The sequence below is a fragment of the Acinetobacter sp. CY79 genome (assembly GCF_059515845.1).
Genome location: NZ_JCAKMY010000015.1, coordinates 19966 through 39104 on the forward strand (window position 1 = coordinate 19966; position 19139 = coordinate 39104).

At 41.0% G+C, this 19139-nt stretch carries 16 protein-coding genes; 6 read left to right on the forward strand and 10 right to left on the reverse strand.

What is annotated here, in order from left to right; all coding sequences use genetic code 11:
* The first annotated feature begins 9 nt into the window (after window positions 1–9).
* The 5 genes from tssM (at window position 10) to AC5YCE_RS07825 (ending at window position 7401) form a co-directional block, all read left to right on the forward strand.
* Window positions 10–3882, forward strand: coding sequence for a type VI secretion system membrane subunit TssM (tssM, locus tag AC5YCE_RS07805; RefSeq protein ID WP_496171620.1), 3873 nt, complete (start codon window positions 10–12; stop codon window positions 3880–3882).
* 34 nt (window positions 3883–3916) lie between these two features.
* Window positions 3917–4876, forward strand: a complete 960-nt coding sequence (tagF, locus tag AC5YCE_RS07810) for a type VI secretion system-associated protein TagF (protein WP_496171621.1) — start codon at window positions 3917–3919, stop codon at window positions 4874–4876.
* A gap of 2 nt (window positions 4877–4878) precedes the next feature.
* Window positions 4879–5649, forward strand: a complete 771-nt coding sequence (locus AC5YCE_RS07815; RefSeq protein ID WP_496125390.1) for an OmpA family protein — start codon at window positions 4879–4881, stop codon at window positions 5647–5649.
* Window positions 5650–5682: 33 nt separating this feature from the next.
* Window positions 5683–5949 (forward strand): PAAR domain-containing protein, encoded by a 267-nt coding sequence (locus AC5YCE_RS07820; protein WP_496125389.1) that lies wholly within the window; start codon window positions 5683–5685, stop codon window positions 5947–5949.
* A gap of 153 nt (window positions 5950–6102) precedes the next feature.
* A complete protein-coding gene (locus tag AC5YCE_RS07825) occupies window positions 6103–7401 on the forward strand; it encodes a M20/M25/M40 family metallo-hydrolase (RefSeq protein ID WP_496171622.1) in 1299 nt (432 codons plus the stop codon).
* A gap of 299 nt (window positions 7402–7700) precedes the next feature.
* Here AC5YCE_RS07825 and AC5YCE_RS07830 read toward each other — a convergent pair whose 3' ends face one another.
* The 5 genes from AC5YCE_RS07830 to ribF all read right to left on the reverse strand — a co-directional run bounded on the left by AC5YCE_RS07830 (window position 7701) and on the right by ribF (window position 13311).
* The gene (locus AC5YCE_RS07830; RefSeq protein WP_496171623.1) at window positions 7701–8243 is read right to left on the reverse strand and encodes an NADPH-dependent FMN reductase; all 543 of its coding nucleotides are present in this window, start codon (window positions 8241–8243) and stop codon (window positions 7701–7703) included.
* Between the two features lie 146 nt (window positions 8244–8389).
* A complete protein-coding gene (locus AC5YCE_RS07835) occupies window positions 8390–8872 on the reverse strand; it encodes an FKBP-type peptidyl-prolyl cis-trans isomerase (protein ID WP_496125386.1) in 483 nt (160 codons plus the stop codon).
* Window positions 8865–9407, reverse strand: a complete 543-nt coding sequence (gene lspA, locus AC5YCE_RS07840) for a signal peptidase II (protein WP_496171624.1) — start codon at window positions 9405–9407, stop codon at window positions 8865–8867. Before lspA ends, AC5YCE_RS07835 begins: the two co-directional genes overlap by 8 nt.
* Complete coding sequence (gene ileS / locus AC5YCE_RS07845) at window positions 9400–12246, reverse strand: isoleucine--tRNA ligase (RefSeq protein ID WP_496171625.1); 2847 nt, start codon at window positions 12244–12246, stop codon at window positions 9400–9402. Before ileS ends, lspA begins: the two co-directional genes overlap by 8 nt.
* 63 nt (window positions 12247–12309) lie before the next feature.
* Complete coding sequence (gene ribF, locus AC5YCE_RS07850; protein WP_496125383.1) at window positions 12310–13311, reverse strand: riboflavin biosynthesis protein RibF; 1002 nt, start codon at window positions 13309–13311, stop codon at window positions 12310–12312.
* 217 nt (window positions 13312–13528) lie between these two features.
* Between ribF and AC5YCE_RS07855 the strand changes: the two genes are divergently transcribed.
* Window positions 13529–14089 carry a 5'-methylthioadenosine/S-adenosylhomocysteine nucleosidase family protein gene (locus tag AC5YCE_RS07855; RefSeq protein WP_496125382.1) on the forward strand — a complete coding sequence of 187 codons (561 nt, stop codon included), beginning with the start codon at window positions 13529–13531 and terminating at the stop codon, window positions 14087–14089.
* A 147-nt stretch (window positions 14090–14236) separates the two neighbouring features.
* Here the strand turns inward: AC5YCE_RS07855 and AC5YCE_RS07860 are convergent, their stop codons facing one another.
* The 5 genes from AC5YCE_RS07860 to AC5YCE_RS07880 all read right to left on the reverse strand — a co-directional run bounded on the left by AC5YCE_RS07860 (window position 14237) and on the right by AC5YCE_RS07880 (window position 19135).
* Window positions 14237–14857: a TetR/AcrR family transcriptional regulator gene (locus AC5YCE_RS07860; protein WP_496125407.1), complete on the reverse strand. Its 621-nt coding sequence runs from the start codon at window positions 14855–14857 to the stop codon at window positions 14237–14239.
* 335 nt (window positions 14858–15192) lie between these two features.
* On the reverse strand, window positions 15193–16041 hold the full coding sequence (locus AC5YCE_RS07865) for an ABC transporter ATP-binding protein (RefSeq protein ID WP_496125381.1): 849 nt from the start codon (window positions 16039–16041) through the stop codon (window positions 15193–15195).
* Window positions 16042–16050: 9 nt separating this feature from the next.
* Window positions 16051–16905, reverse strand: a complete 855-nt coding sequence (ssuC, locus tag AC5YCE_RS07870) for an aliphatic sulfonate ABC transporter permease SsuC (RefSeq protein ID WP_496171626.1) — start codon at window positions 16903–16905, stop codon at window positions 16051–16053.
* Complete coding sequence (gene ssuD, locus AC5YCE_RS07875; protein ID WP_496171627.1) at window positions 16902–18077, reverse strand: FMNH2-dependent alkanesulfonate monooxygenase; 1176 nt, start codon at window positions 18075–18077, stop codon at window positions 16902–16904. Before ssuD ends, ssuC begins: the two co-directional genes overlap by 4 nt.
* Before the next feature lie 59 nt (window positions 18078–18136).
* Window positions 18137–19135 (reverse strand): aliphatic sulfonate ABC transporter substrate-binding protein, encoded by a 999-nt coding sequence (locus tag AC5YCE_RS07880; RefSeq protein WP_496171628.1) that lies wholly within the window; start codon window positions 19133–19135, stop codon window positions 18137–18139.
* Window positions 19136–19139 lie beyond the last annotated feature (4 nt).

Here is a 19139-nt window from a genome sequence, read left to right on the forward strand (position 1 = left end):
GAGAAAAAAATGTACATTATTTTAGGCTACTTGTGGCAATACGTTACAAATCCAAAGGCAATCATCGCATTGTCTATATTTGTTTCACTTATGGCGTTGAAAAATACCATTCCGAGTAAATTCTTTTGGCCTTTACTTGGCGCATATTTTGTCGGTTTAATTATTTATGGGATCTATTATTTATTCCAACGTCGAAAACATGCGCAGCAAGGTGAAGAGCTAGCTGAAGCAATAGAAAAAGATACTGAAGCCGAATATGGCAAAAAGAAAGATAAAGAAGAGCTTGAACTCGTTAGCCAGCAGATGAAAGAATCAATTCAATTGATTCGTAAGTCAAAATTGGGTGATAAAAAAGGCAATGCAGCCTTATATGAATTACCTTGGTATATGGTGATTGGTAACCCAGCAGCAGGTAAAAGTTCTGCTATTTATAACTCAGGTTTAAAGTTTCCATTTGAAGAAACGCATAAAAGTGCAGTGTCTTCAGGCTTAAGCGGTACGCGTAACTGTGACTGGTTCTTCTCAACAGAAGGGGTGCTGTTGGATACTGCTGGTCGTTATTCTGTCTATTCAGAAGATCACTCAGAATGGGTCGGTTTTTTAGATTTATTGAAAAAGAACCGATCTAAAGCACCGATTAATGGCTTGATTGTTACGGTCAGTATTGCTGAATTGGTCAGTCAAAGTCCTGAAAAATCTTTAAAATTAGCAAAAAATTTACGTGCACGTATTCAAGATTTAACAGAACGTTTAGAGATTTTTGCACCTGTGTATTTGGTCTTTTCAAAAATGGACTTGATTGCAGGTTTTACTGAATTTTTTGATTGTTATGAGCAGGAAGAGTTTGATCAGGTTTGGGGGGCAACATTGCCATATGAGCCTGATTCGTCAAATAATGCGGTCGATTTGTTCGAGCAACACTATAATATTTTATATGATGGATTGAAGAGCGTCAGTACCACGCATTTAAGCCGCCGTCATTCTCAAAATATTTCTCCAAGTGTGATGACTTTCCCACTTGAGTTTAAAACGCTTAAACCTGCGTTGAAGACCTTTATTGGTACGTTATTCGAAGAAAATCCATATCAGTTTAAGCCTGTGTTCCGTGGTTTTTATTTTACTAGTGCGTTACAAGAAGGTGTGATTGAAAGTCCGATGACAGAGCAAATTGCTCAAGACTTCCGATTAACAAAAATTCCGAACAGTGAGCATGGTATTCCTAAAACTTCGGTTTCTCAAAACCATGGTTATTTCTTAAAAGGTCTATTTTCAAATGTGATCTTGAAAGATAAAGACCTAGTGAAGCAGCATATTAATCCAGCCAAAAAGCGTCAGCGTTATTTAACCTTTATTGCAGCTTTATTGGGTATGTCGATTATTTTAGGTCTATGGGTGTGGTCATATCGTAATAACCAACAATTGATTGCAGATGTTCAGGCAGACTTAAATAAAGTTGTGCAAATGGAACAGACCTCTGGACAAGCACTTTCAACACAGTTAGATGCACTTTTAGTATTACAACAACGCTTACAACAACTGGATGATTTTGATGAAAATCGCCCATTAAAATTTGGCTTTGGGATGTACCAAGGCAATGAGCTTCGTGAAAAGCTGAAAGTTGAATATCTCAAAGGCGTGAAGCAAATTGTTTTAGAACCATCACAACAGAATATTTCGCAATTTTTACAACGTGTAAAAGCCAATGAAGCAACGTTGAAAGCGAATCATGTCAATGTAGAAATTCAACAAGCCTCTGGTCGATCACAGCAGAATTTAGAACCCAGTGATACCAGTCCACAAGATGCCTACAACGCACTCAAAGCCTACTTAATGATGAGCAATCCACAGTATATGGAAGCCAGTCATTTAAGTGATCAGGTGACTCGTTTTTGGCGTTCATGGTTAGATGCCAATCGTGGTCAAATGCCGCGTGGTGAAATGATTCAGCGTGCAGAACAAATTTTGACTTACAGCATGACATTGGCGAATGATCCAAAGTTCCCAACCTTATCTGCAGATGCACAATTGGTCGATCAAAGCCGTAATGTGTTGCTTTCAGTGATGAAAGGTATGCCTGCACGTGATCGTGTGTATAACGAAATTAAGATGCGAGGTGCAGCGCGTTTTCCTGCAGTGACGACAGCTCAAATCGTCGGTGAAGCAAACCGTTCAGTGGTCTTGGGTTCATATGCATTGCCGGGTGTATTCACACAGAAAGCATGGAGCGAATATATTGAGAAAGCGATTGATGATGCAGCGAATAGCCCGACAGAATCTAGAGATTGGGTACTTAATGCAAATCAGTCTGATGATTTAACCTTTAGTGGTAGTCCAGATCAAATTCGTAGACAGTTAACGGAACTCTATAAAAAAGAATATATCGCGGAATGGCGTAAATTCTTAGGTTCTGTTTACTATGCGAAAACTTCTGATTTTGAACAACAGCGTAAAGCCATTGATTTATTAGGTGAGCCACAAAACTCTCCGATTCGTACATTGGTCGAACGTACAGCCAAAGAAACCAGTTGGGATAACCCGGTGGTTCAAGCTGAACTCGCTGCACCGCAAAAAGGTTTTGTAGCATGGTTTAAACGTAAAGTATTACGTCAAGATACTTCGAATGCTGTTGAGCGTGCTGCAAGCCAAACTCAAGGCATTATCTCGAAAGAGTTTAATGTGTTCTATCAATTGGTGCGTAAGCGTGACGATCAGCAGAACAAATCATTACTGGATGAGTACTTAGAAAGTCTAAGTCAAGTCCGTAGTAAAATGAACGATCTGAGAAATGCGGGTGACATTGGTCCGAATTCAATGGCACTGGTGAAGCAAACCATCAATGAACAAACTTCTGTGCTAAACGTTACGCAAAAGTTAGTCGATGAAAAACTGTCAGTGGGTCTAAATGACCTAGACAATAAGATTGTGCAAAAGCTATTTATTAGTCCTTTAACGCAATCGTTTGAAAGTTTAATTGTGCCCACACAGGAAGAGATTAATAAGCTGTGGATGATGCAGGCGTATCAACCGTTCAATCAAAACTTAAGTAAAAAAGTACCATTCAACTCTTCAGCATCACTTCAAGCGACCAGTGGAGAGATTGGTCAGATCTTTGGTGAAGCCGGTAGTATTGCCAACTTTGTGAAAGAAACGTTAGATCCATTTGTGGTTCGTCGTGGTTATACTTTGACGTCTAAAACGTGGAAAGACCAAGGGATTATTTTAAATCCTCAATTTGTGATGAACTTCCAGCGTTATGTCGCACCGTTAAATGGTGTGGCAACTGGATTATCTGCGGGTGCAGCTGCGCCAGCACCGGCTGCAGCAAACCAGTCAAACTTCCAGTTCTATCCATTACCAAACCAACAATTATTGTCTTATACCATCGACATTGATGGTCAGCGTTTGATTTTTGAAAATGGCATTCAACAGTGGGTCAACTTTGTCTGGCCAAATGCAGGTGCAATTCCAGGTGCACGTATTACTGCAGTGGATTTGGAAGGTAAGACACACACTGTATTTGATGCACCAGGTGAGTACGGTATCAATAAGCTCATTGATTCATCACAACGTGTGGAGCAAAATGGCGTTGTTCAAATGACATGGGCTAGTCCACAAAATCCTCAAGTTGCAGTTAAAGTGAACTTCCGTCTGATTAGTGGTAACTCAGGTCAAGGGGGGAATCCAAGTGTAGGTTCGAACCGTGATTTCAACGGCTTGCAACTGGTTGATAAAGTCACAACCAATAAGACGGCTGTACGTGTGATTTCTGCGCAAGCTGCACCTGTCGCACCTTCAACCGGTGCTGCTAATCCTGCGACTGCAACAGCACTCCAAAATGCAACAAGTGCCAATACTCCTGCATCAGGAGGTGCAACACCATGATGAATCAAGGAAAGATCAGACAGGGAGATCAACCATGCAAATCGTAAAGTCTACGCCGTTGTATTACGGTAAGAGCCCTGCAAGAGGGGATTTTCTCAAGAGCAAAGGACAGTATTCGCTGATTCAAGTCATTGATCAATGGATCACCGAAGCCCTTGATTTGGCCATGAAAAAGCCGAATTTTAATGAAACTTATCAAACCTTGGCCTCTTTAGATTTCTTTATTGCGAATCCTAAAGAAAATATGTTTTTGGCTGCGAACCTGATTACCAGTGAAGATAGCTCTGGTCGTCAGTTTCCGATGGTCCTGAGTCACTTGCTAGAAGTAGATTCGCCTTTCCAAAACTTGTTATATGCACCGTATAGCTATAAACCTGTACTGATTGATCTGTTCCAACGTAACCGTGTAATTCGCACGGTACGAGATCCAGATATTTTGTTAGATAAACTCGCTAAGTTATCGGATGAGATTCAAATTTTAGATCCATCTGAAACCAGTCATTTTTTTGACAATCATACAATGCATTCATTTGCACAATTGATGAAAGTCAGTGTCTATGAACTTGCTCAGAGTATGATTGGTCTTGGATTACTTCTTCAGCCGGTATTAAAAAGTGGTACCGCAAAGATGAATAAGATTCTCATTTTGCCGATTAACAATCCAGCCTATTGCTATGAGATTGCGGCATTTTGGGTGAGTTTGATTTCCAGATTCTTATCTAAAAGTAACACTGAAGTCCTAATCGGGATTCTGCATTCAGATAATCCTGTCCTTTTATTCGGATTCCAAGGTGCAGATATTGAAGCATTGAGCGATATTTTTACCCAAAATATGCAAACAGAGCATTGGGTATCACTCATTGAAGCCAGTTGGATTGACGCTTATTTAGAGCAAAATGCAGGGCTTGCGACGCTAGAACAAAACTTATGCGAAAGACAACTCAGCCTGAATCAAGGGATGAAAATCTTCCGTCAGACTTTTATAGATGAATAATTATGAATATAAAAAATAAGATTACGAATGCATTTCAATTGAGTTGTTTGTGTATTGGTCTAGGGATCAGTGGCATTGGTTTTGCGAAAGATATTATCGTTGAGGGTGTTGTTCCAAACGAGCAGTCAAAACAAGCCATTTTAGCAAAAACTCGAACAATTTACCCTCAAGATCAGGTGATTGATAAAATCCAAGTGCGTCCAGTTTCAGCACCCAATGGTTGGAGTGAATCTGTAACCAATGTGATTACACCTGATTTGAAAAAAGTTTCGCAAGGAAAATTATCTGTTCGCGGAACACAGGTCGATTTATCGGGTAAGATTTTAAACCCAGATGAAATTCAGTCGATAACAGCCACTTTTCAGTCATTGATTCAGGCACCTTATCGTTTTAGCGCCCAATTGGGAGTAAACCATGCTGAACAGGCTGTAATTGATAATGCACTCAAAAATCGTATCATTGAGTTTGAATCTGGCAGTGCAGTGTTATTACCTGTAGGGATACAAATCCTTGATGAGATGGTCATTGCACTGAATAAAGTTCAGGGTAAAAATGTCAAAATCATTGGACATACTGACAGTCAAGGTAATCCAGTAGCGAATAAAGCATTAAGTCAACAGCGTGCTGAAGCAGTAAAACAATACCTCATTTCAAAAAATATTGTTCCTACACGTTTAAGTACCGAAGGTCTTGGCGCGGATAAACCTGTTGCAGACAATGCAACAGCTGAAGGTCGTAAGAAAAACCGCCGTATTGAGTTTGAAGTTTTATAAGGTCTACTCAATATCTATAACAAGGAGAACAAAATGGCTTTTCCCTATATTACGATTGGTTCACCAACGACAGGCGGTGGCAAAGTAATTTCTGCGAATACCGCTTTCCTTATTGAGGGTAAGGCAGTCGCATGTGTCGGAGATAAAGCGACATGTCCTAAGCACAATACTGTGACTACAATTGTTGCAGGGGATAATAAGATGGTGGTGATGGGTAAACCAGCCGCACAGCATAATTCACCATTAGCCTGTGGCTGTAAATGCATAGGCAATCAAAATTTAACAGTAGGTCAAAATTAATCACTGAATCATCAGAATAATTATTCTGGTGATTCTAATCATTCCCCTGAGTCGCTTTAAATTTTGATTACATTTAAATGTGATTATTTTGTTGATCATTCCTGATTTTTATATGACATTGAAAAGTCAAAAAGAAAACATGGAATGATTCTAATGAAAGAAATATTGAAAAACCCACACCTGAAAATTTCAACTGCACTCAAATATTCAATGCTTTTATCGGGCTTATCTGTCTCCGCAACACTCTATGCAGCTACACCTGAACAAATTAAAACCGCTGTGCAGGCAGAAGAAACGGCTTATCTAGACACATTAAAAACGTTGGTCAACATTGAATCTGGTAGCAAAGATATCGAAGGGCTGAATCAAATCGCTAAAGTTGTTGCTGATCAATTGAAAACGGTGGGTGCTGAAGTCAGCATTATTGACAGCACAGACATTTATCGGATGGATGATACCCCTGAAAAAATGGGGCCTATAGTCAAAGCTGTGCTGAAGGGTCAGGGTAAAAGCAAGATCATGATGATTGCGCACATGGATACCGTCTATCAACGGGGTATGCTGAAAAACCAACCCTTTAAAGTCGACGGTGACAAAGTCTACGGGTTAGGTATTATTGATGATAAACAAGGTGTTGCTTCAATTCTACACGTGTTAAATACCTTAAAAAAATTAAATTATAAAGACTACGGCACAATTACTGTTTTGATGAATTCTGACGAGGAAATCAGTTCACCTGCATCTCGTAAACTGATTACTGAGACTGCTCAAGATCAAGACGTTGTTTTCTCATTTGAAGGCGGTGGCAAGGATGGAAATCTACGTTTAGCCACCAGTGGCATCGGTGCTGCATATTTAGACATTAAAGGAAAATCTTCACATGCAGGTGTAAAGCCTGAAGCTGGCGTAAATGCACTCACAGAACTTTCACACCAGATTGCTCAATTACAAAATTTATCTGATCCAAAAACGGGTTTAAAACTCAACTGGACGGTTGCTGAAGCGGGAAAGACGCGTAATGTCATTCCGGATCAGGCGACTGCGCAAGCAGATGTACGTGCATTACGTGTGCAAGATTTTGAAGCAGTTGAAAAGACTCTGAATGAAAAAATCAAAAATAAAAAACTGTCCGATAGTCAAGTGAGTGTGAAATTTGAAGTTCGTCGCCCACCTTTAGCCGCAAATGATGCCTCTAAAAAGTTGGCTGAGCAAGCACAAGCGATTTATAAAAATGAGTTAAATATTCCACTTACAGTTTCTGTCACACCTACTGGTGGTGGCACAGATGCCGCATTTGCTGGTGTCAAATCTAAAGCCGCAATTATTGAAGGTATGGGACTGTCAGGAGATGGTGCTCATTCGAGTCATGCTGAATATATTTTAAAAGATACCATCGTCCCGCGCTTGTATTTAGCGACACGATTGATTGTAGAACTCTCTAAAGCTAAATAATCTTTGAGCTTAATGCACATCCTGCCTATTGGAGGTAGGATGTCTTACTCTTATTTTCACGCACTATTCATGAGTACAAAATAAAAAAGCCCCAACATCCTGTTGAGGCTTTTTCGTATATTGCTCAGATTCAACTCCTGTCAAATCTATCGCTTCCTGCATTGAATGTTGTTTTTATTTTCTGAGACATCCTGTCTCTGTATAAGTTAAATATAAAGTGAATAGCTCAATCAGCATAGAGGTCATAGACGGATTCTCATGTAAGCATTTGCGTACACGGAGGCTGACCAAAGATTGATTTAAGCACTTACATATTGAACGAGTTTATCGAACACTGATTTTAAAGCTTGAGCATCAAACTCGTTGCCTTCAAAAGTTTCACTACGGTTCCGCGCGAAGATATCACGAATTTCTACGACTGCATTTGAGTCAATCAGGCCCAATTGTGTTGCCACTTGACGGATTTGATCAATAGAGCGCGAACCATTGCTGCCCCCATAACTGACGTAACCAGCAGGTTTACCTTGCCATTCTTTACCTAAGTAATCCAAAGCATTTTTCAACACAGGGCTATAGCCATGGTTGTATTCAGGACTGATAAAAATAAAGGCATCGCCTTGCGCAATTTTATCTGCCCAGTCTTGTTGCTTTGGCTGATCATAAATACCCGTTAAAGGGGGATTTGCACCTGCAAAGAAAGGTAAATCCCATTCTTTTAAATCGATAATTTCTGTCTTTACTGTACTGTATTCAAAAGATTGAATGGTTTTTTGAATCCAGTCTGCAACTTTAATTGCAGTACGACCTTCACGCACACTACCCACAACAATAAAAATATTCATGTATTATCCTTTTTGAGTTTATCTCTCTGAGATTAAAACGTTTATCGGTATAAAAATATTCGATTATTGTATTTAAATGCAGGACAAATACAATTGAATAAAAAAAAGCTCCCGAAGAAGCTTTAAACAATATAGGTCAGAATGACTTACATAATTTTAATGCCTTGCTGACCTGCAGGGGTCACTTTAAAGATTTCTACTTCAAACGTAATGTTCTTACCAGCAAGAGGATGGTTAAAATCCACTTCAGTGATGTCATCACCAATGGTTTTCACCACGCCAAATAAGCTTTGTTTAGCTTTATCTTCAAACTCGATCATTTCGCCTTCAACAGGACGTTGTTCGAACTTGATAGTATCGAACTTTTGCACGTTTTCAGGATTCCAAGGACCAAATGCATCTTCAGGAGGGAGACTCACTGTACGACGGTCACCTGCACGTAAACCAAACAATGCTTTTTCAAAACCAGGGAGTAAACTACCGTCACCCATGACTAAGCTCACAGGCTCTTCACGGCTACGGGTATTGTCAATTTCTACGCCATTTTCAATCGCGACAGAAAAGTGTAGATCGACTTTAGAACCCGCTTCAATGCGAGTATCTTCATTTGGATTGATAAAATCAGTCATTTTTTTGCGCTTCCGCAGCTTGAATACGATGCTTTTCTAAGAAGAAAGTATCGATAAGGAGCAAGATTGTACCTAAAGTAATGGCACTATCCGCAATATTAAATGCAGGGAAATGGCTGTTATTGTAATAAACGTGAATGAAATCGACCACATAGCCTAAAGCAACACGGTCAATTAAATTACCGACAGCACCGCCTAAAATCAGGGCGATCGCCAAAGGTAAAATCGTCACGCTCTTCGGCATACGAACCAGCCAAAATACAAAAATAACCGACACAATCCCTGCAAGAGAAGTAAAGAAATAGCGTTGCCATCCACCGGCATCGGACAAGAAACTAAAGGCGGCACCGTAGTTATGCAGTAATGTCCAATTTAAAAAGGGCAGTACAGGGACAGGATCTGCATAGTTCAGATGTGTCGTTGCAATCCATTTGGTCCATTGATCGAGAATAATCGCGATTATAGACAAAGCTACCCACCACAAATTGTGTGGGTAGAATTGGAATAAGCCCTTTTTATTGTGTGGATTAGGCATACTTTCTCTCTTCACCTTGACCTGTTGGAAGGTTAATAATACAACGAGAACAAAGACCTGGATGTGCATGATGTGTATTTACATCAGGCAGCACATGCCAGCAACGTGCACATTTTTCACCGTCAGCCGCAGAGACTTGTACACGTAAACCATCTAGATCTGATGCTTCGCCTTGTGTTTCATCAAAGCCATTGACGTTGACTTGAGATGTAATTAGTACGAAACGTAATTCATCACCTAAACGATCTAAAACAGTTTTCAATTCATCATTTGCCCAAAGATCAACTTTAGCAGACAAGTTTGAGCCGACTGTTTTAGCAGTACGTGCAGCTTCAATGAACTTATTCACCGCTGATTTTACAGAAATGAGTGTTTGCCATTCAGCTTCAGATACGACGTTGGCATTTGATGCAGCAGGGATGTCATACCATTCAGTGGTGAATACATATTTCTCAGTTTGACCTGGAATCAGTGGCCAAGCTTCTTGCGCAGTAAAGGTCAAGATTGGTGCCATCCAACGAACAAAGGCTTGAACCAGATGGTACAACGCAGTTTGCGCAGAACGACGTGCTTGAGAATCCGCTTTGGTCGTGTACTGACGGTCTTTGATGATATCTAAGTAGAAACCACCCAAATCGTTGATACAGAAGTTTGTTAAAGCATTGGTGACGATATGGAAGTTCATATCTTCATAGGCTTGTTGAATGGTTTTCTGTACTTCAGTCGCACGTTGCAAGATATATTGATCAAGCGCAATCAAGTCATCAATCGCTAAGCAATCGGTTGCAGGTTGGAAACCATTCAGATTCGCAAGCAAGAAACGAAGGGTATTACGAATACGGCGATAACCGTCTGATGCACGGCTAAAGATCTCTTTACCTGCGGTCATTTCATAGCGGTAATCTGCTGATGCGATCCAGAAGCGCAAGCCATCTGCACCCATATCTTTAATGATATCTTGCGGGGTAATGATGTTACCCAACGATTTAGACATCTTGCGGCCTTTTTCATCCACCACAAAACCGTGAGTCAATAAGCCTTTATACGGTGCACGTTCATTGATGGCAATCGACGTTAACAGGGAGGATTGGAACCAACCACGGTGTTGATCTGAACCTTCAAGGTAGAGATCAGCAGGATCTGTCAATTCTTCACGTTCGCGAAGCACTGCAAAGTGAGTTGTGCCCGAGTCGAACCATACGTCTAACGTGTCACGAACGGCATTATAGCTGTCAGCATCATCACCGATGAATTCGCGTGCATCACGGTTATACCAACCATCAATCCCTTCTTTTTCAATTAACTGAGCAACTTCTTCAATCAATTCAGGTGTACGAGGGTGGAGCTCATTGGTATCTTTATGCACGAAGAATGGAATTGGCACACCCCAAGTACGTTGACGTGAGATACACCAGTCAGGGCGCCCTTCAATCATTGCCTGAATACGGTTTTTACCCCAATCAGGTACAAAGCTGATGTCATTTTCAATGGCATTCAATGCTTTTTGACGTAAACCTTTTGCATCCATGCTGATAAACCATTGCGGTGTCGCACGGAAAATAATCGGTGTTTTATGACGCCAGCAATGCGGGTAGCTATGTTTAATCGCAACATGCGCCCAAAGTTTGCCACCTTCACTTAATGCCGTGATAATTTTTGGATTGGCTTTATAAATGTGTTCGCCCGGGAAGATGGGTGAAGTCGGTAAGTAAACACCGTTGCCACCCACAGGATTGTCAACTTTTAAGTTATAGAGTAAACCGACTTTATAATCGTCCACACCATGACCTGGTGCGGTATGTACTGCACCTGTACCACTGGTTGCAATGACATGCTCACCTAAAATCACAGGCACTTGGCGTTCAGTAATCAAAGGATGTTGGAGTTGAAGTAACTCAAGCTTGGCACCCTTAAAATCAGCAATAACTTCAAAACTTTCGAAACCGTAACGCTCAGTTGCAGATTGAACTAAATCTTTGGCAAGAATAAGGTTTTGAGCAACTTTATTTTCACCGACAGCTTTCACCAACTGATATTCAATATCGGCATGGAGTGAAACGGCTTGGTTCGCAGGCATGGTCCAAGGTGTAGTTGTCCAAATCACGATGTCTGTAGGATCGGTAACGGTTACACCTAGGCGAGCAGAAAGATCCGCTAAATCAACAACAGTGAAGCCGACATCAATTGCATCTGATTTTTTATCTTCGTATTCAACTTCAGCCTCAGCCAATGATGAACCACAGTCTAAACACCAGTTAACGGGTTTAAGACCGGGCTCAATGTGACCTGCTTTCGCGATTTCACCCACAGAGCGAACGATATCCGCTTCTTGTTTGAAGTTCATCGTTAAATAAGGTTTGTCCCAATCACCGAACACACCCATACGCACGAAATCTTTCTTTTGAAGTTCGATTTGAGTGTAAGCATATTCACGGCATGCTTTACGGAAGGTAGGTGCATCGACTTTAACACCGACTTTACCGACTTTTTCTTCGACTTTAAGTTCGATCGGTAGACCGTGGCAGTCCCAACCTGGCACATACGGCGCATCGAAACCGTCCATTACACGGCTTTTGATGATGATGTCTTTGAGGACTTTGTTGACCGCATGACCTAAATGGATTTGACCATTGGCATATGGAGGGCCGTCATGAAGCACATATTTTTTCTTGCCAATACGCGATGCACGAATCTGCTGATAAATGTCGTCGGCATACCACTCTTCTAACCATTTTGCTTCACGTACTGCGAGATTTGCTTTCATCGCAAATTCAGTACCTGGGAGGTTTAGTGTGGCTTTATAATCCACAGCATTTTCAGGAGTTTGCTTATCGCTCATGCAAGTTGTCTTCCAAATTTATCAGTGATTAGACTGACGCGTTTTACAATAAAAAATAGGGATTTAAAATGGAAAATGGGGATGATTTTGACGAAACTCAAGGAGCTTCTCTACATCATCATCAATTCCAGATTTTAAGGCTTCAAGCGAAGGATAATTCTTTTCGCCATGTAAATAGTTCAAGAATGTCACCCGCATAAGCAGGCCATACAGATTAGCAGAAACATTGGGGAAATGTACTTCTAATCGCCATTCAGGATGATCTTGTTTGATCGCAGGTCGAGTACCGACATGACCCGCACCAAATAGGGAGGATTCGGTATAACCCGAAACTCCAACTTTATTGGAATTGTCTGAAATCACTTTATCTTTTAAAGATTGTGTTTCGCAAATCACATCAACGCCATAAATGCCATTTAGACATGGACGATGTCGATTTAAGCGGACATTAATCGTAGGAAAGTCAATCGTTCGACCAATTTGATCGCCGTATTGGACACGCCCAGTGATGCTATAGGGGCGACCAAGGAGTTTGGCTGCACGTTCTAAATCACCTGTAGCTAAAGTTTGGCGTACCAAGGTTGAGCTGACGCGTTCACCATCGACTTCGACGTTTTGAAGATCGGTCACATGAAAACCATAGTCTCGTAAAAATTGGCTATTGCCTTGACGGTTTTTACCGAAATGATGGTCTTCACCTAAAACGAGGCTTTGGGTATTTAGTTTATCTTTTAATATGTCGGCAAATTCTTCTGCACTCAGATTACGGAAGGCATCATCAAATTTTGCTACCGCAATGTAGTCCACGCCCAATTCAGTTAAATATTCTACTTTTTCACGCAGTGACGTAATGCGAGGTGGAGCATCATAGGCTTTGAAGTATTCAAGCGGCTGTGGCTCAAAAATCATCACCACTGTTTTTAGATTTTGTTGCTCGGCAATATCTTTGAGCTGGCTCACCATCGCCTGATGCCCCAAATGCACACCGTCAAAATTGCCGATGGTCACGGCAGTTTCGGGCAATTTAAAATTTGGCGCTAAAGCATTCAGACGGAGCAGCTTCATGGGCGATTAAGTGACTAATATGAATTTGGGCTATATATTGCCATATTCTGACAGTTTCGTCTTGTTGTTGTGTTTTTACCCAGCTTTTTTCTGTGAAAATAATTTTTTGCTGTTTATTCTTGAGTTTATACATTTGAATTTCAAATACATTGAATTGCGACAAATGCTTTTTTGATTTCTAATACGCGCTTTAAAATCACATGCAATGAGTGAGTAAATGTCTGATTTAGCTTTAATCATGGCCTTGCCCAATGAATCAAAAGGTTTGTTTGAACAAGCTGGTATCGAGGTGCATTACAGCGGTATCGGTAAGGTTAATGCGGCATTTAAAGCCTTTGAAATCATTCAAAAAACAGGCTGTAAAACCCTCATTAACTTAGGAAGTGCAGGCAGTTCCGTCTTTGATGCACATGCTTTGATTGAAGTCACTCAGTTCGTACAACGTGATATGGACGTTTCACCGCTTGGTTTTCCTGTGGGTGTTACGCCTATGGATCATGATCATCCTGCGGAAATTGATTTGGAAGACTTTTTTGTAGATTTGCCTAAAGGTATCTGTGGAACAGGAGATAGCTTTGAAACAGGTCAACCGAAAGTGCCTTGCAACTTAGTTGATATGGAAGGCTATGCCATCGCGAAAGTGTGCAAGAAACTCGGCGTTCGATTCATCTCTGTCAAATATATTACCGACGGAGCCAACGATACGGCTCATCTCGATTGGGAAGAAAATTTATTATTGGGCGCTCAGAAATTATTATCGTTATATAAAAGCATTTAATATTTGTTGATCAGCATTTCAAATTTTAAATCAGAGCGTATCTCTGAGTTTGGCGACCATAGAGCGCTATGGTCGTCTGCCAAATCAATATGTGCGTACAGATATTGATACGAATGATGAATGAAAATCTAGGATCGTGAGGAAGGATTAACGAGGCATAATACCGTATAACATCATATGAACTGTATGTTCAATAGTCCGTTGATACATGCTGCGGTTGCTTAAAGTTTTACCCGTCACCATTTCGATTTGGGTACTGAAATCAGCATAGTTCTGCGTAATTCCCCACAAGTTTAAAATCAAAACTTCAGCATCAATTTTGTCAGAAATTTTGCCTTGCTCTTGCCAGTTTAAAATCACTTTAGATTTGCGTTTAAACAGCTTTCTTAAAGGACCTTTTAAAATCGGCAAAATATGTGGCGCACCTTGAATGATTTCAAGCGCGAATAATTTAGATGCTTTCGGCTGAGTGCGAGACACTTCAATCTTTTGCATCAAATACTGTGTGATGGCTTCTGCAGGTTCAAGATCAGGCTCTAGCACTTGTAAAGGCGCAAGCCATTTTTGCATCACCGTGGTGAGTACTTCAACGTACAATGCTTCCTTATTTTCGTAGTAGTAGAAAATATTCGATTTATGCATATCAGCGCGTTGTGCAATTTCATCTAAGCTTGCACCGCTGAATCCATAAAGAGAAAACACATCAAGTGCTGCGGATAAAAGTTGTTGGCGTTTTTGCGTACTTTTTTTCTGTTCCATCTCATCTATAGCTAAAAAAAGGGATTTGCAAATTGTACGGTAAAATGTCTGATTTGTGCACAAGCGAAATCGCATTTCAAAATGATTATGAGAATTAATTGTGAAGAATAGTTATCAAATTGATATTTAGTGATCAATCTAAACTTTTTAATAAACAATAACTAATGAAATACTAAAAATAGTATTAGGGATTAAATATTTAAATTTATTAAAAAAGCGATAGCCTATATAGATTAATCCCATCAAAAAATCCGACAAAAAAAGTATGAATTAAAAAGATCGAGGTGATGAGTTCGTATTATTTTTTATGCTCGTCTGAGTTAAACGAGCATTGATCAATGAATTTAAGTAGATAATACAGCGTTTAAAACTTGTTGCTCTAGCTCAGCAAAACGTGCATTTTTTTGACGTGGACGAGGGAGATCGACTGTGAATTGATGTGCAATATGTCCTTTGTCCAAAAGAATAATTCGATCTGCCAGTTGTACAGCTTCACTGACATCATGGGTCACTAAAATGGTGGTAAAGCCTTGTTCCAACCACAACCGTTCAATCAGGCTTTGCATATCTAAACGCGTGAGCGCATCTAGAGCACCCAAGGGTTCATCCAGCAATAGGATACGCGGTGTGTGCGATAAAGCACGTGCTAGAGCTGCACGTTGGCGTTGCCCTCCTGAAAGCTGAGCAGGCCACAGATCCGCTTTCTCATCTAAGCCGACTTTTTTCAATAACTCATGGGCTTTGCTATGTTGTGATTGATCGACCCCCAATTGCACATTTTTGAGAATGCTTTTCCAAGGAAGAAGACGTGGGTCTTGAAACATCACGCGGATGTCATCTGAGGTAATGCCTTCACGAAAATTCAGTGCAGATTTAAACTTAATTTCACCATAACTTGGTTGCTCTAAATCAGCGATCAGTCGAAGAAGTGTGCTTTTACCACAACCGCTACGCCCCACAATCGCAACAAATTCACCCGGCGCAATATGTAAGTCTAAATCCTCAAGCACAGTGACCTTGCCATAAAATTTATGCAGTTGTTCAATATGAATTTCTGCCCCAATGGTTTGGGCATCTTTCACCGAGGTCGCTGCATTCTGAGAAGGATTTGGGTTTGGATTCGGATTTTGGTTTTGCGCATGGTTTTTTGCGTCATGGTTTTTTGCATAGTGTTGAACACTTAAATCAGTCATGAGCCACTCCTATTTTTGATAGCCGGGATGCCAGCGCAATAGATATTTTTCTAAACCAACAGCAAGTACATCGGCCAGTTTACCGAGCAAGGCATACAGTAGGATTCCTACAAGGACAACATCTGTCTGTAAAAATTCACGTGCATTCATGGTCATATAGCCGATACCTGCTTGAGCTGAGATGGTTTCAGCAACAATGAGCAGTACCCACACTAAGCCCAGTGCAAAACGGAGACCGACTAAAATAGAGGCTAAAGCACCAGGTAAAATAATTTCTTTATATAACTGCCATTGGGTGAGGCCGTAGCTTTTACCCATTTCAATCAGTTGTGGATCAACGGATCGTATCCCGTGGTAGGTGTTGATATAAATTGGAAAGAACACGCCAATCGCCACCAAAAATAATTTGGCACTTTCATCAATCCCAAACCACAGAATCACTAAAGGAATTAAAGCAAGTGCAGGAATATTCCGAATCATCTGTAAAGTGGTGTCGAGAAGAGTTGATGCGATTTTAGAAGAACCGTTAAGCAGTCCTAACAATAAACCCAGTCCACCACCAATCAATAAACCAATGATTGCTCGTCCTGCACTGACTTGAACATGTTTCCAGAGTTCGCCACTGACCAAAAGCTCCCAGAACGCAGTGATTACAGCTGTGGGTGCAGGTAGGACACGACTTTCGAGTAAGCCAGTCATGGACGCCACTTGCCAAATACCAATTAAGAAGATGGGAACTAACCATGGCAATAAACGTTGTCCAATGTGTCTTGAGCCACGAGTGATCAAACCTTGAGGTTTGATCACCTTGGTTTTATTCAACACAATCGTGTTGCTTTGAGATTTCTCTGTGAGCGCGGTCATGCTAGCTCCTGAGTTTTGACCTCTTTCTTAGCGTCATCAGCAACGTAGTTATTTGCTACGATTTCACCAAATGGGCCAGTCAAGTTCGGTTGGGCTAATTTTTGACGTGTTTCAAGTGGAAGAAGAGGGAAGACCAATTCTGCAAAACGGATCGACTCTTCTAAATGCGGATAACCCGAGAAGATAAAAGTATCAATGCCCAATTCAGCATATTCTTGGATACGATCAGCAACGGTCTGTGGATCACCGACAAGTGCAGTACCTGCACCGCCACGAACTAAACCAACACCTGCCCATAGGTTTGGAGAAACTTCAAGTTTAGTACGATCGCCATTATGAAGCTCTGCCATGCGACGTTGACCAATCGAATCCATGGTTTTGAATTTGGCTTGTGCAGCGGCAATCGTTGCATCATCAACATATTGAATCAGTTCTTCCGCTGCTGCCCACGCTTGTTCATTGGTTTCACGTACAATCACATGTAAACGAATACCGTAATTTAATGTACGACCTTTGGCTGCTGCTTTAACGCGAACATTTTCAAGTTTTTGTTTCACTGCTGCGGGTGGTTCACCCCAAGTTAAGTAGGTATCCACTTGTTCAGTTGCAAGTTCCACGGCATCGTCGGAAGAGCCACCGAACCAAAGTGGTGGGTATGGTTTTTGAATCGGTGGATAGAGTAATTTTGCATCTTCAACTTGTAAGCGCTCACCATTGAATGAGAAGCTTTCACCTGTGTGCGAACGCGTTAAAATTTCACGCCAAATTTTGGTGTATTCGGTTGCTGTTTTATAGCGCGTTGAATGATCTTCATAAACGCCATCACCTTTTAACTCTTGTTCATCACCACCTGTGACAAGGTTTAACAGCACACGACCATTGGATAAACGGTCAAATGTGGCAGCCATACGTGCAGCTAAAGCAGGTGTCGTTACGCCCGGACGTAAAGCCACAAGGAATTTAAGGTTTTTGGTTGCATCGATTAGGCTTGCTGCTGTGATCCAAGGATCTTCGCAAGAACGACCAGTCGGAATCAGAACACCTTCATAACCAAGGTTGTCTACTGCAACAGCAATCTGTTTCATGTAAGCGTGATCAACTTGGCGAGCACCTTTGCTTGTACCTAAGTATCGACTGTCACCGTGAGTCGGAATAAACCAAAAAATTTTCATGTCATATGTCCTTGCTGAATCTGTTCGAGATCAATGTGTCTAAAATGAATAGGTCAAAGTTAAGGGTTAACAATTGCCGTTTTAACGACATCTTGAATATTGATTTGCTTCGGTATCAATTTTTCTGCATAAAACAAGTCTGCAATTTTTTGCTGTGATGCAATGTTTTCCGCTGTTAAAGGGCGAATTGGAGAAGGCTTTAAACGGCGATCAAGAGCCGATTGAGCGACTTCTTTGCTTAAGCCAGTACTGGTCGAATACAGGTCAATTGCTAATGTTTGGTTATTCAAAATCCAAGTGTCTGCTTCGTTTAAGCTTTTCAACACTTTGTCGACAGCATGAGGGTGTGCCGTTGTGAATTTTGGATTGGCAATGTAATACGAATAGGTCTTCGGGAAGTCTGTGCCATCAATGAGTACATCGACTTTTCCAGTCAATTCAACTGCAGAGAGATAAGGATCCCAAATGGACCATGCATCAATTGAACCTTTATCAAGCGCTGCACGTGCATCTGCAGGCGGTAACCAAATCGGTTCAATGTCTTGCCATGACAATCCTGCCTTTTCTAAAACTTTGGCTAAAAGTTCGTGTGCGCTTGAACCCTTTTGTACAGCAATGCGCTTGCCCTTTAAGTCTTCAATTTTTTGAATCGCAGAGTTTTTGGGTAAAACCACACCTAAAGCATTGGCTGGATAAACTTCATAGCCCACATAGCTCAGATCTTTATCTGCAGCTTGAGCAAAGATAGGTGGTGTGTTTCCAACGTAACCCACATCCACAGCACCGACAGCGAGCGCTTCAAGCATTTGTGGGCCAGCAGGGAACTCACGCCACTCAATTTTTGCATCTGGAAATTCTTTTTCGAGAAGCTTTTGTTCACGGGTAACCAATAGGTTTAAAGCTGATTTTTGAAAACCAATTGAAATGTTTTCTATGGGTTGGTCCGCGCTTTCTTTCGTCGTTTTTCCAGCTGGTTGTGACTCAGTTTTTTGGCATGCACTTAAACCCAATGTCTGTGCAGTTAAACCTGTGATCGCCACAATTTTATAAGTGTTCATATTA